15 protein-coding genes, 1 tRNA gene and 1 pseudogene are annotated in these 11,263 nt (G+C 60.7%); 8 read left to right on the top strand and 9 right to left on the bottom strand.

The annotated features are described in order from the left end of the window. Positions 1-5 precede the first annotated feature (5 nt). The 5 genes from EN861_RS14985 to EN861_RS14960 all read right to left on the bottom strand — a co-directional run bounded on the left by EN861_RS14985 (position 6) and on the right by EN861_RS14960 (position 3,250). Positions 6-929, bottom strand: coding sequence for a cytochrome c (locus EN861_RS14985; protein ID WP_135864188.1), 924 nt, complete (start codon positions 927-929; stop codon positions 6-8). 54 nt (positions 930-983) lie between these two features. Beyond that, positions 984-1,481 carry a hypothetical protein gene (locus EN861_RS14980; RefSeq protein WP_127280078.1) on the bottom strand — a complete coding sequence of 166 codons (498 nt, stop codon included), beginning with the start codon at positions 1,479-1,481 and terminating at the stop codon, positions 984-986. Positions 1,482-1,493: 12 nt separating this feature from the next. Further along, a complete protein-coding gene (locus EN861_RS14975) occupies positions 1,494-1,802 on the bottom strand; it encodes a hypothetical protein (RefSeq protein WP_135864186.1) in 309 nt (102 codons plus the stop codon). Positions 1,803-2,093: 291 nt separating this feature from the next. Then, positions 2,094-2,636, bottom strand: a complete 543-nt coding sequence (locus tag EN861_RS14965; protein WP_189343635.1) for an ATP-dependent Clp protease proteolytic subunit — start codon at positions 2,634-2,636, stop codon at positions 2,094-2,096. A gap of 110 nt (positions 2,637-2,746) precedes the next feature. Next, complete coding sequence (locus tag EN861_RS14960; RefSeq protein WP_189343634.1) at positions 2,747-3,250, bottom strand: ferritin-like domain-containing protein; 504 nt, start codon at positions 3,248-3,250, stop codon at positions 2,747-2,749. A gap of 186 nt (positions 3,251-3,436) precedes the next feature. Between EN861_RS14960 and EN861_RS14955 the strand changes: the two genes are divergently transcribed. After that, the gene (locus tag EN861_RS14955; protein ID WP_127280082.1) at positions 3,437-3,748 is read left to right on the top strand and encodes a hypothetical protein; all 312 of its coding nucleotides are present in this window, start codon (positions 3,437-3,439) and stop codon (positions 3,746-3,748) included. 20 nt (positions 3,749-3,768) lie between these two features. On the opposite strand, the gene EN861_RS14950 is transcribed toward EN861_RS14955, so the two are convergent. Together EN861_RS14950 and EN861_RS14945 are read right to left on the bottom strand one after the other, a co-directional pair. Then, complete coding sequence (locus EN861_RS14950) at positions 3,769-4,104, bottom strand: low affinity iron permease family protein (protein WP_335930830.1); 336 nt, start codon at positions 4,102-4,104, stop codon at positions 3,769-3,771. An 85-nt stretch (positions 4,105-4,189) separates the two neighbouring features. Continuing rightward, positions 4,190-4,699, bottom strand: a complete 510-nt coding sequence (locus EN861_RS14945; RefSeq protein ID WP_127280084.1) for a pyridoxamine 5'-phosphate oxidase family protein — start codon at positions 4,697-4,699, stop codon at positions 4,190-4,192. Between the two features lie 178 nt (positions 4,700-4,877). Here EN861_RS14945 and EN861_RS14940 point away from each other — a divergent pair, with 178 nt between their 5' ends. The 4 genes and pseudogenes from EN861_RS14940 to EN861_RS14925 all read left to right on the top strand — a co-directional run bounded on the left by EN861_RS14940 (position 4,878) and on the right by EN861_RS14925 (position 7,669). After that, positions 4,878-6,221, top strand: coding sequence for a phospholipase D-like domain-containing protein (locus EN861_RS14940; protein ID WP_245512033.1), 1,344 nt, complete (start codon positions 4,878-4,880; stop codon positions 6,219-6,221). Between the two features lie 438 nt (positions 6,222-6,659). Further along, positions 6,660-7,202 (top strand): annotated as a pseudogene (locus EN861_RS14935) (alpha/beta fold hydrolase); the annotation flags it as partial. Further along, positions 7,175-7,501 carry a tyrosine-type recombinase/integrase gene (locus EN861_RS14930; RefSeq protein ID WP_127280347.1) on the top strand — a complete coding sequence of 109 codons (327 nt, stop codon included), beginning with the start codon at positions 7,175-7,177 and terminating at the stop codon, positions 7,499-7,501. The pseudogene EN861_RS14935 and the gene EN861_RS14930, both read left to right, overlap by 28 nt. An 82-nt stretch (positions 7,502-7,583) precedes the next feature. Then, positions 7,584-7,669: transfer RNA gene (locus EN861_RS14925), tRNA-Leu, on the top strand. A gap of 63 nt (positions 7,670-7,732) precedes the next feature. Here the strand turns inward: EN861_RS14925 and EN861_RS14920 are convergent. Then, positions 7,733-8,020, bottom strand: a complete 288-nt coding sequence (locus EN861_RS14920) for a PilZ domain-containing protein (RefSeq protein ID WP_127280346.1) — start codon at positions 8,018-8,020, stop codon at positions 7,733-7,735. A 211-nt stretch (positions 8,021-8,231) separates the two neighbouring features. On the opposite strand from EN861_RS14920, the gene EN861_RS14915 reads away from it, so the two are divergent. Continuing rightward, positions 8,232-8,771, top strand: a complete 540-nt coding sequence (locus EN861_RS14915; protein WP_127280345.1) for a J domain-containing protein — start codon at positions 8,232-8,234, stop codon at positions 8,769-8,771. A 22-nt stretch (positions 8,772-8,793) separates the two neighbouring features. Here the strand turns inward: EN861_RS14915 and EN861_RS14910 are convergent, their stop codons facing one another. Then, the gene (locus EN861_RS14910; RefSeq protein WP_127280344.1) at positions 8,794-9,372 is read right to left on the bottom strand and encodes an NUDIX domain-containing protein; all 579 of its coding nucleotides are present in this window, start codon (positions 9,370-9,372) and stop codon (positions 8,794-8,796) included. A gap of 158 nt (positions 9,373-9,530) precedes the next feature. Here EN861_RS14910 and EN861_RS14905 point away from each other — a divergent pair, with 158 nt between their 5' ends. Together EN861_RS14905 and EN861_RS14900 are read left to right on the top strand one after the other, a co-directional pair. Next, the gene (locus EN861_RS14905; RefSeq protein WP_135864183.1) at positions 9,531-10,634 is read left to right on the top strand and encodes an NADH:flavin oxidoreductase/NADH oxidase; all 1,104 of its coding nucleotides are present in this window, start codon (positions 9,531-9,533) and stop codon (positions 10,632-10,634) included. 349 nt (positions 10,635-10,983) lie between these two features. Next, complete coding sequence (locus EN861_RS14900) at positions 10,984-11,262, top strand: DUF982 domain-containing protein (RefSeq protein WP_127280167.1); 279 nt, start codon at positions 10,984-10,986, stop codon at positions 11,260-11,262. The last annotated feature ends 1 nt before the right edge of the window (position 11,263 follow it).

Genomic DNA, 11,263 nt, shown 5'->3' with positions numbered 1-11,263 from the left:
GGGCCTTACGGATGCGGCGTGGCTACGGCCGACAGGGCTTTGATGTAGCGTGCGATCGCCCGACGGTCGCTGTCGGGCAACATGGCGGTGTTCTTCACGACGTCGGCCATGGACGATCCAACCCGGCCGTGATTGGGCGTCTCGCCGGTTTCGAGCATGGTGGCGATGTCATCCTCGGTCCATTCGCGCAGTCTTGCCTGGGTGATGTTGGGAACGAAGCCGGTTCCTTGCGGGTCGACACCGCCCGCAAACCGCGTATCCGGTTTGATCGCACCGAAAACGTTGCGCGCGGAATGACATTCGGCGCAATGAGAGACCGTTTCAACCAGGTAGGCACCCCGGTCATGCACGGGATCTCCAGTGAGGTGGCTGGCGTTCTGTCCTTGGCGAAAAAACATCAGCTTCCATAGCCCGACGGACCGGCGGATGCGGAAAAGAAGCTTCGGGCGGTGCGGCGGCGCGCGCCCGGCCACTTTGGGGAGGGTCCGTAAATAGACGTACAGATCTTTTACATCCCCCACCTTCATCCCGGTAAAACTCGTATAGGGAAATACCGGATAATAATGCTCCCGCGAAGGCGAGACGCCGCCGATCAACGCGTTCGCAAGATCCGCGACCGTCCACGCCCCAATGCCGTCCACTGGATCGGGGGAGATATTGGGCGGCCGAAATGTGCCAAAGGGCGAGGCGAGCGCCAAGCCGCCTCCGAGTTTCAAATCATCGGGTTGCCCGGGAGTTGTATGACAGGAAGCGCAGCCACCCGCAGCGAAGACAAGCTGGCCGCGCGCTGCATCGCCGGCCTCAGAAAACAACGGATCATCAGGCGAATACGGCGCCTGAACTTCGGTCAGATACCACAAAGTGGCCGAAGCGAGCCCCGTGGCCGCCAGAACCGCCACAGCAAGTGTAGGCCAAGAGGGCAGTCGCATTGGGACTTTTCCGCCGTATCCGCGCACGGCCGGATCTGTGCAGGCCGTCAGCGATCAGCTGAAGGGCTCATCAGGGCCGGACTTGCTGGTTTTTCGTGGATCGACGGCGGCAGCCTCCCGCTGCAGGTCAGCGAAGTCGACCGTCGCCACCACCGTGCCATGTTCGTCGCGCGCACGCACGGCCCATCCGAGCGGCGCTTCGCCCCGTGACAGTGCGTCTTGCCACAGGTCCTCGGCGGAGCGTTTGCATTCCTCAGCAGCTGCCTGAACGCTTGGAAACGACAAGCCGGTTACCGCGCGGATCCGGCCCTTTTCCTGGTATTCGAGGGTGTACAGGGACGCCTCCCGGTTGTTGGGCTCGGAGGGTCCGTTTGGGGCGCCGTCCTCGAATTGGGCCGCATGGAGCAGCATGACCTTGGCCCTCGCAATCAACTCGCCGTCGGACAGGGTCGTCGGGGCGTCCAGGGTCACTGCGATCTGTTCGCCTCCCTCGCCCTGGAACTCCACCACCGGAGTGCCGGCATGGTCGACAGTGGTAGCCACGATTTGCATGCGATCCTCCTGCTACATCTGGTCGTTGTAAAGCGTCTTGGTCTTGCCTACCTGCCGGGCCAACTCGCCGAATGACGGGACTCCGGCTTCGTACTGCCCCCGATTGGCCAACAACAAAAGCCGCAGCGGAAAACAGATCGCGTCCCGGTTGGCGGGTGACATATCTTCGTAAACGCGCTCATCGCTGGTTACGGAGGCTTCGGCCTTGCGCAAAGCCACATCGATGTCATCGACCGACAACATGCCGCGATGGACGAGCGCGTTGTTGATTGCCGCGACCGCCATCATTAGGCCTTCGAGTTGGAGGTTCGCCGCGTTCATGTCCGATCCTTGACGTAGGCGCCGGGCTGACGACCCGATTTCGGCGCCTTGGCGTCTTTCGAATGCTCTGAAATGGCCGGCCCAGCGCCGGAGACTTTCTCCGTTGCCGGAGACGGCGTGGGATGGCGGCTCTGCCTTACCGCCGAGCGAGACCCGGGGACCGGAGCGGCTGGGACCTTGTCTGAGGGCATCACGGGACTCCTTGAATTGGCCTATCGAAACTTCCTATGCGAACGGAGGTTCCACCGTCGAAGCGGCAGCATTCTGCGTGTCGGCCGTTACCAAGGCCCGCTAGCGTAGCACGCCGGCCACGATCCCCAACTCGAGAGCCTCCCTGGCGTGGATGTAACAGTTTTTGGTCGCCCGCCGATAAAGCTCATCGGGGCTGAGCGTGCTTCCGGCGACGAGTTCGGTGAAGCCCTCCTTCTCCAATTGCTCCGCTGTCTCGAGCAAAGCCAGCTGCTCGCGAATGATCTGGATGCAAGACTTCATCGGGCCGTTAAGGGTTATGTTCGTCTCCATGCGCCGTTCATGCACAAGCAGAACCGCGTCCTCGGTAAGGAAGCGGCACGGCTTCGGGAAAGCGGCAAACACAGTCACGCCAGCCGAGTAGACATTCGTCTTGCCGACGCAATAAGCATTGCGGCCGCTGTGGCGACGAAAGAGCCGGATCTCATGAGCTATGCGTCGCGCCGCGTCGGCATCGCCGCCATTGGTGTTCAGTTCCATCAGCATGTCCTGGCCACTATCGCGCACGTCTTGGAGGCGCCCAAGGAAGAAGGGCACCGTGCCCTCGTTGATCAGGCCGTTGATGGAAATGTTGGGCTCGAACAACAGCTGCCGTTGGCTCGGGCCCTGGCCCGACGGCATTGCCTCCTCACGTGCGCCCCGCTCGGGTCGCGCGTCTTCATGGATAGTCATGTAGCGTTCCTCGATCGAGCCAATCAGGCCGCTTCTTGCAGGGCCCTTTGATTGACGCCCGCATCACCGAGCTTCGTCAGCGCTTCATCCGTCGCCTTCTCTTCCTTGAGCGTCTGCTCCAAAAGCGGAACCGCATCCTTCAGGCCAAGCAGGCCCGCCCAGGTCACCAAGGTCCCATAGCGGGCGATCTCGTAGTGTTCGACGGCCTGCGCTGCGGCTGTGAGCCCGGCATCGAGGGCCGGCGCATTCTCGAACTCCTCCAGGATCTCCTGCCCTTCCTCAAGAATGCCGTCGATCGCGGGGCAGACCTTGCCTTGGGGTCGCTTGCCGAAAATGTCGAAGACCTGCTGCAGGCGTTCAACCTGGGCCTCGGTTTCATCCCGATGCTTCTCGAAAGCGGCGGTCAGTTCGGCGGACTCCGCGCCCTTTGCCATCTTTTTGAGGGCGGCGAGTATCTTGCGCTCAGCGTAGTAAATGTCCTTCAGGCCGTCGTAAAACAGGTCTTCCAAGCCTTTTCTTTCTGCCATCTCTCTCTCCTGCTCCATTGGGCGTGCCAGGCACGCTGCAATCCAACCACCAGGCTGCCGGTTTGTTCCTCGTCGGCGCCCTCTTTCTCGGCACGTAGCCTTCCGCCTTAAGCTGAGGTGGCTGGCTCACAAGGGGCTATTGGAACCATGATGCCGGGGAGAAGTTCGGCGGCAGGAGGTATCATCATGTTCCCGACCAGAAGAACGCCATCCGAAGATCGAGGCGATGTCCAGGCAGGCAAAACGCATGACAAGACGCCCGGCTTCGACCCCGCGGCAGCGCCCTTAGAAACAGATGCGGAAGCCGCCGACACACCGGGTATCGCTGCTGCGGCTCCCTTGCGCGAGCCGGATTTCAACAACCAGGCTACCTTTGCCAATGCAATGCGACCGGTGGAAAGCGCGCCGCGCCCGCGCCGGAATTGGCCGTTACTTGTCATCGCCGCGGTCGTAGTTGTAGCAGCGGCGATTTTCGGCATCGCCGCATCGATGGGCTGAACGTTCCGCACCGATCAATGTCAGCGGTCATTCTGTCGCCGCTTTCGCTCGGCTTCGATCTCTTCGGGTTCCTTGTCGTCGATCTTGGCTGTCGTGCTGTCCGCCTTCGCAGAGGCGCGCAGCAGCTCGTCGAGCTTAGCATGCAAGGCTTGAGTGTCCCGATGCTCGGCGCGCTGTATGAACAGCGTCATCGCCCAGGTCGCCAGCGTCGCCACACCATGCCAGTCGAGACTGCTGCGTTCGAAAACCAGCCAAAGTCCGGTGTACGCAAAAAACACCAGAAAGGCGTACGGTCGCGACGTCACCGTACCGATCTTGGTAATGGCGCTCCTCACTTGATTGTTTCCCATTGTCATCGATCTCGAACGTCGCGCTACAAAGTCGACGACTCATCAGAGGCAAGGCCGCTTCCGACTTCCGCAACAAGCCTCACCGGAACTTTCAGAGTTGCACCTTGGCATTGTCGCCGACATCGGGCTTGGCCCCGGAAACTGCGGCGAAAACCATTTTCGCGGTGGCCATGACAAGCCCTGGGCTGTCCCACAATTCGCCTTCGTCCGGCGTGACCTTGATAAGCCTAATTTCAGGATCGCTGGCGCTTTCCCACCAGGCCTTGTCGGTCTTTTCCCAGAGCTCCGCGATTTTGCCTCTGTCGTTTGTCACTGCGGCCGACCCCGAGATCGTAACGTATTTGTAGTGGCTGCTGTCGCTCCAGGCCAACGTTACCTTGGGATATTTCGCCAACTGCTTGTTCTTGGCGCTGTCGTCATTGACGAGGAAATAGATGGCGCCCTCTTCCCTCCTGACGCGCGCCGAGAGAGGACGGGCGCGATTGTATTCCCCGTCCCACGTCACAAACATGCAGATGTCGATATCTCTGGCGAGCTCCCAAATCCGGTCCGTGGCCTGGACCGGGGTCAGGTCGCTATCTTGCTCTTGATCGTGGGTCATCAGTTGTCCTTCGGAACAGGGTGATTTGCTACAACTCCGGGAGGGTCTCGGCGTTCCACTTCAATCGCCGAGCGATACCACGCGGACCGGAGCCAACCCGGCCCATTCCATCCGGGAACCCTCATCCCAATCGAGAGTTCTTGTCGGGCGAATTCACCGTTTGAACATGGCGAGAGACGTGCGGCCGAGCATCTTTGGAACGCGATCTGCTATCAGAAAGGCGGTCGCCGCCCGGACAAAGCTTGGTCGCTGGCTCGATAAACTCAAATATCTTGCGGTTGCCATCACTGCGGGTCTGGTCACGCTGGCGGCGATTAACCTGATGCCGAATCCACGGGCGCTGCGCACCATCGTCCCACACGTTTTCGATGCCGAGGATCCCGCATTCGCAAGGAGCATGAGCAGCTATTCAAACGGACAGATGTTCGATGCAAACGCCGTACAGACCCTGGTCAATGGCGACGAGATCTTTCCCGCGATGCTGCGAGCGATCCATGCTGCTCATTCCAGCATCGATATGGAAACCTACATCTACTGGTCGGGAACAGTGGGCTACGACTTCGCCATGGCCTTGGCTGCGAAGGCGCGAGATGGCGTCGAGGTTCGCGTGCTTGTCGACTGGGTCGGCAGCCTGCCCTTCGACGAAGACTTGATCCACGTCATGACCAGCGCCGGAGTGCGGTTTCAGCGTTATCGACCCGTCCATTGGTATACGATGGATCGGGTGAACAATCGAACCCACCGCAAGCTGCTCATAGTCGACGGGAAGATCGCATTTACCGGAGGCGTCGGGATCGCCGACAACTGGCTGGGAGACGCACGCAACCCGAACGAGTGGCGAGACACCCACTATCAGGTAGAAGGACCCGCCGTATCCGCCTTCCAGGCGGCGTTCGCCGAGAACTGGCTCGAGGCGGCAGGCGAAACTTTGCAGGGAGAAAAATTCTACCCGCCTTCTGAACCCGCAGGATCACTCAGCGCTCAATTGATCCTGGCTTCCCAGCCGAATGGTTCGGAAGACATGGAGTTGATGATGTTGGCCGCCATGGCTGCCGCCAAGGATCACCTGCGGATCGGAATGGCCTATTTCGTTCCGGACGACATTGCGATCCTGCAAATCTTGGACGCCAGGAAAAGAGGGGTCGCGGTCGACGTCATCGTGCCCAACTCGCTGACGGATGTCCCTATCGTGCGAAAAGGCTCGCGCTATTTCTGGGGCGAGTTGCTCAAAGCCGGGGTGCGCATCCACGAGTTTCAACCGACAATGTATCACCCCAAGCTATTAATCGTGGATGATGTGTGGGCCAGCTTCGGCTCGGCCAACCTGGACGAGCGGTCACTGCGTCTCAACGACGAGGCCAATCTGAACATTTACGGCAAGGATTTCGCACAGACTCAGATCGATCTGTTCAACCAGGACCTTGGGCGGTCGAGGCAGATCAGTCTTGAAGAGTGGCAAGCGCGGCCGTGGACTGAAAAGGTGACGGATTGGTTGTCGAGCAGACTGCGCTCGCAGCTGTAGCGTCTGTGCAGACAAGCCGCACTAGTATGCCTCTGATCGAACGGGTGAGGCAGTGAACCTATGGCGAAGCATCTCTTCACGCTCAATAGCGCCTCATCAATGGCGATCGCCGGCCTTTGCCGCGATGCCCGTGCCGCAGTTGTAAAGGCTCTGCCTGGCGGCAAGCGGGCGGTGGAAGCCGCAAGAGGAGGCAGCGGATGGGTACGCATCCATTGTTCGCCGAATGGCCACTAACCCCGGCAGCAACTCTCGGATCATAGGTGCGCTGGGGCGCCTTCGAGGATGAAGGATTGTTGCGCCGCCAGCCAAGCACTGGGTCGGCGCGTTCGGATGGCATCTGCCGCACTACAGGGAGTTCCACTGCGCGAGCGGTCTGAACCATTTTGGACGCGGCGAGTTCCCTAACTGGAAACCCGGCTGCCTTCCAAGGATATGCGGATGTTCGAGAACTTCGTGCTCGAAACGATCGGAACGAAGAGTGGGCCGATACGGGTGAGGCATGGCGGATCTGGTCCGCCGCTGCTGCTCCTCCACGGCCATCCTCGCTCTCATATGACGTGGGGCCAAGTCGCGAATCTGCTGGTGGCCGATTTCAACGTCCTGTGCCCTGACCTTCCGGGCTTCGGGCGCTCTTACCAACCGAAGGATGACCCGGCGAGCCGATACTCGTCCAAACGAGCGAAGGCGAAGGCCTTGGTGGAGATGATGGAACGGTTAGGGTACCAGACCTTCGTCGTTGCCGGGCATGACCGTGGCAGTCTGGTCGCATTCAGGATGGCGATGGATCATCCCGACAGGGTGCGGAAGCTGATCACGGTAGACGGACTGCCGGTGCTGGAGCATCTGGAACGCGCCGATTGGACATTCGCCCGCGACTGGTACCACTGGTTCTTTTTCGCGCAGCCTGAAAAGCCCGAACGCGCCATCCTGGCGGGAAGCTCGGCAAGGATGCGCTGGTCTTCTGCACCCCGGATGGCGAAGCAATAGCGCCGTCTCGCGTTTCGGGAGCCTGGCGCGATACTATCGACCGCTTGAGGAAGCCAGCCGCGGAAGGCGCGCCAGCTACCATCGAGCTTCCCAAGGTGCGTTTCCATGACTTGAGACACACCCACGCCTCCGCCCTCATCGCTGGCGGGCTCGACGTGGTTGCAATTAGCCGCCGTCTGGGGCATGCGTCACCCGTCGTCACGCTGTCGGTCTACGCGCACTTGTTCAAGAGATCAGACGAAGGCGCGGCAGCGGCGATAGAAGCTGCGATGAGAACAGGCGCGGAACAGTAAACTGGCCGTCGGTGCCAATCCGGTGCCAAGTGAAAGTAAGTGGCTGGACCGGACCTCGCTTAAGTGCTTGTAATCGCAGCAGGCGGACGTGGCGGAATTGGTAGACGCAAGGGACTTAAAATCCCTCGATCTCTGATCGTACGGGTTCGATTCCCGTCGTCCGCACCACATTGAATATCGAACTGCGCTCCCTTGGCAGGCGCGCCCCTGAATATCAGGCCGGCTCCCCTATCATCTGACCTTCAGCGAGAAATTGCCGTGGATTTGGATGCCCAGTCGCTCGCCTTTTCTCCACCGCACTTCCGCTCGATAAGTCGCACCGTCCAACGGCACGCGCAGCCGGAAGCTAGCTGGCACTTCAACCCCCGCGGCGACACGCAACTCGGCGCCGTGCTCATGCTGATTTCTGACGGCGCAGCCTATTTCGCCATCCTGCGTGATTATGAACGCATCCTTCAAAACCACTTCTCTCAAGTGACTTCGACGCTCAATTGGCGGTTCAGAAGGTTTGTCGGTCATGGTAAGCTGCCTCTAACGAGCGAAACGCTATCAGACTAAAGTCTGCGGTGCAGGACGCAAAGGTCTTACGTTTTTGCTGAAGTTCCGTTGTTGTCCTTTGTACGTTCTTTACATTAGCAAATCGTGAAATATTCGGCTCTATAATCGTCGCCAGGCTTGCCCGAAACTGTGGCGGGGAGAGCCGAACAGACACGGTACGGGAAGGCCTGGTATGTTCGTCGACTTCTACGAAATGCTGGAAATCAGTCCGAATGCCAATTCGGAAACGATAGAACGCATTTTTCGTCATTTTGCCATGCGCTACCATCCCGACAACCAGGTCACCGGTGATGAATCGCGCTTCAGCGATATTCTCGAGGCCCACAACACGCTCAAGGATCCGGTCAAGCGTGCGCAATACGATATTCAGTACAAGGCCCATTTGGACCTGCGGGCCGGACTGACCGACGAGGCGAGCAACACGAAGAACCTCGATCGAGATTCCGTCTTTCAAGCCAAGGTGCTCTCACTGCTTTATGTAAAACGCCGACAGGACGTCAATAATCCTGGCATTGGCGACGATGAGCTCGAACGAATGTCAGGCTGTCCGCGTGAGCACCTCGAGTTTCACCTCTGGTATCTAAAAGCGAAGGGCTGGATAGCCAGAACGGAAAACGGCACGTTCGCCATCACCGTGGAAGGCATCGATCGCGTCAATTCCGAACATCATCGTGAGGCGGCCACCACCCGATTGTTGGATCACGCCGGCTGAATTGGTATCCCGCGGTCTCTGATCAAGCCGAGATCGGGTTCAGCTTCAGATGCTGGATCAGGATGATGGTCTTGGCATCGACAATGCGGCCGTCGGCGATGCCGGCCAGCGCTTCGTCGAGCGGCATTTCCAGGACCTCGATGTCCTCGCCCTCCTCCGGAGCGCCGCCGCCGGCCGAAATGCGGTCGGCAGGCGAATAGCGGGCGACGAAGAACCAGAGCCGCTCGGTGACGCTGCCCGGGCTCATATAGGGCGAAAACAGCCGCTCGATCTTGTTCAACCGGTAACCCAGTTCTTCCTCGGCTTCCTTGCGAATGGCCGTCTCCGGATCGTTTTCGTCCAGCAGCCCGGCACAGGCCTCGATCAGCGGCTCGCGGTGGCCGGTGACATAGGCGGGGTAACGGAACTGGCGCACCAGAAGCACGGTCGAACGCTGGGGGTCGTAGGGCAGGATCACCGCGCCGTCGCCGCGATCATAGGTCTGGCGGACCTGCGTCTCCCATTGCCCGTCACGCCGGCGATAGTCGAGCACGGTCTTCTTCAGGACCGCCCAGTCGTCGGAGAGAACCTCTTCCGAGCGGATACGAATGCGGTCTTCCATCTGACACCTCAATGCTTGCTGGCGGACGCAGGCGTAGCCGCGAACCGGTATAGGCGCAATCGGGCTAGCGATTGGTCCAGCGCGCTTCACCGTCTCGTGTGTGGTATGGAACGATGCCATTGCCTAGATAGCGCATTCCCCTTCCCGGAGTTTTTTTCATGTCGACATCGCTTTTCCAGCCGATCACGCTCGATGGGCTCACCTTCCCCAATCGCATCGCCGTGGCGCCGATGTGCCAGTATTCCGCCGAGGACGGCTCGGCCAGCGACTGGCATCTCTACCACTGGATGAACCTGGCCATGTCCGGCGCCGGCATGGTCACGGTGGAGATGACCGATGTCGAGCGGCGCGGACGCATCAGCCATGGCTGCCTCGGTCTCTATTCCGAGGACAATGAAGCAGCCGCGCGCCGCGCGTTGGACGCGGCCCGGCGCGTGGCCGCGCCCGGCACGAAGTTCGGCACGCAGCTGGCGCATGCCGGCCGCAAGGCCTCGAACCGCAAGCCTTGGGAAGGTGGCGGCCCATTGCAGCCAAACGAGGATCCCTGGCAGACCGTCTCGGCCTCGGCCATCGCCTACGACAACGGCTGGAACGTGCCGCACGCGCTGGAGGACGAGGAAATCCTGCAGCTCATCGAGCGGTTCGCGGAAGCCGCCAGGCGGGCCGAACGTGCCGGCTTCGACTTCATCGAACTGCATGCGGCGCATGGCTATCTGATCTTCCAGTTCCTGTCGCCGCTGTCCAACCAGCGCACTGATCGCTGGGGCGGCTCGCTGGAAAACCGGATGCGTCTTGTCGTCGAGATCGCCAGGGCGGTGAAGAAAGCGGTGCCAAAGTTGATGCTCGGCGCACGGCTGTCGGTGAAGGACTGGGTCGATGGCGGCTTTGACGTCGAGGACGCGATCGAAGTGGCGAAAGCGCTGAAGGCCGAAGGCATCGCCTATCTCTGCTGCTCGAGCGGCGGCAATTCGCCGTTGCAGAAATTGCCCACCGGGCCGGGCTATCAGGTGCATCTGGCGGAAGCCGTGCGCAAGGGCGCCGGCATTCCGACCCGTGCGGTCGGACTGATCGATGACCCGAAACAGGCCGAGGCTGTTATAGCCGAAGGCCGCGCCGATATGGTGGCTCTGGCACGCGCCTTCCTCGCGGATCCGCGGTGGGGATGGCGTGCGGCCGCCACCTTCAGCGAAAAGATCCATCCGGCGCCGCAGCTCGCCCGCTCGGTGACGACGATGGAACATTGGATGAAGGCGGCGGGCTGATCGGCCATTCTCCCGGTACCGGCGTGCTGCCGCTTGTGATCCCGGACGGTTCGCCAACGGCCTGCTTCAATTCTGGCTGCAAAATGTTGCGCTGGGTCAGGCTGCGGCGGGCGCGGCCGCGGCGGGACCGGCTGGGCGAATGCGCGCTGGCTGCGCAACGACTGCGGCTACTGAGACGCCAATACATGGCACCCAGAGGCATGCCCCGGGGCTGATCCGAGGGCGGATCCGGTCCGGGGCAACGCTTGCGTCACGCCGAGATCCAAAGCGCGTCACGGACTTGACGCGACCTTTGGGCGCAGGCCGAAGGCCATTTTTGCAACCAAATTGGCTGCTTTGCGTTGCGGCCATGATGGACAACAAGCCTTTTGAGACGCCCGTCGTGGTCGAGCTTGGCCATGTCGGCAAATATCGCCATATCCGCTCGACCCAGGAGGCGGCGGAGTGCCTGATGACTGTGTGGCCGCTCAATCGCGGACCTCGTCATCGAGATGCCCTCGACACTTGCCTCAAAGTGCTGGAAGGATATCGTTCGACGGCGGAAGCGCGCCGGGCACTGATCGAGGCCGCCAAGGAATCGGAAGTGCTGGTGCCCGACGACCGGCTGCCAGACGACCGGTTGCATTGAG

This window comes from Mesorhizobium sp. M8A.F.Ca.ET.218.01.1.1 (assembly GCF_004791165.1).
In the GTDB taxonomy this organism is placed as follows: Bacteria; Pseudomonadota; Alphaproteobacteria; order Rhizobiales; family Rhizobiaceae; genus Mesorhizobium.
The sequence above is the reverse complement of the archived record's forward strand: the minus strand, read 5'-3'. Positions and strand labels throughout refer to the sequence as shown.

What these genes read in the sequence shown, in the direction of transcription:
- EN861_RS14915 (WP_127280345.1), top strand. Translation starts at nt 8,232, where the DNA reads ATGTTCGTCGACTTCTACGAAATGCTGGAAATCAGTCCGAATGCCAAT.
- EN861_RS14960 (WP_189343634.1), bottom strand. Translation starts at nt 3,250, where the DNA reads ATGGCAGAAAGAAAAGGCTTGGAAGACCTGTTTTACGACGGCCTGAAG.
- EN861_RS14975 (WP_135864186.1), bottom strand. Translation starts at nt 1,802, where the DNA reads ATGAACGCGGCGAACCTCCAACTCGAAGGCCTAATGATGGCGGTCGCG.
- EN861_RS14945 (WP_127280084.1), bottom strand. Translation starts at nt 4,699, where the DNA reads ATGACCCACGATCAAGAGCAAGATAGCGACCTGACCCCGGTCCAGGCC.
- EN861_RS14955 (WP_127280082.1), top strand. Translation starts at nt 3,437, where the DNA reads ATGTTCCCGACCAGAAGAACGCCATCCGAAGATCGAGGCGATGTCCAG.
- EN861_RS14910 (WP_127280344.1), bottom strand. Translation starts at nt 9,372, where the DNA reads ATGGAAGACCGCATTCGTATCCGCTCGGAAGAGGTTCTCTCCGACGAC.
- EN861_RS14980 (WP_127280078.1), bottom strand. Translation starts at nt 1,481, where the DNA reads ATGCAAATCGTGGCTACCACTGTCGACCATGCCGGCACTCCGGTGGTG.
- EN861_RS14950 (WP_335930830.1), bottom strand. Translation starts at nt 4,104, where the DNA reads ATGACAATGGGAAACAATCAAGTGAGGAGCGCCATTACCAAGATCGGT.
- EN861_RS14905 (WP_135864183.1), top strand. Translation starts at nt 9,531, where the DNA reads ATGTCGACATCGCTTTTCCAGCCGATCACGCTCGATGGGCTCACCTTC.
- EN861_RS14900 (WP_127280167.1), top strand. Translation starts at nt 10,984, where the DNA reads ATGATGGACAACAAGCCTTTTGAGACGCCCGTCGTGGTCGAGCTTGGC.
- EN861_RS14920 (WP_127280346.1), bottom strand. Translation starts at nt 8,020, where the DNA reads ATGACCGACAAACCTTCTGAACCGCCAATTGAGCGTCGAAGTCACTTG.
- EN861_RS14985 (WP_135864188.1), bottom strand. Translation starts at nt 929, where the DNA reads ATGCGACTGCCCTCTTGGCCTACACTTGCTGTGGCGGTTCTGGCGGCC.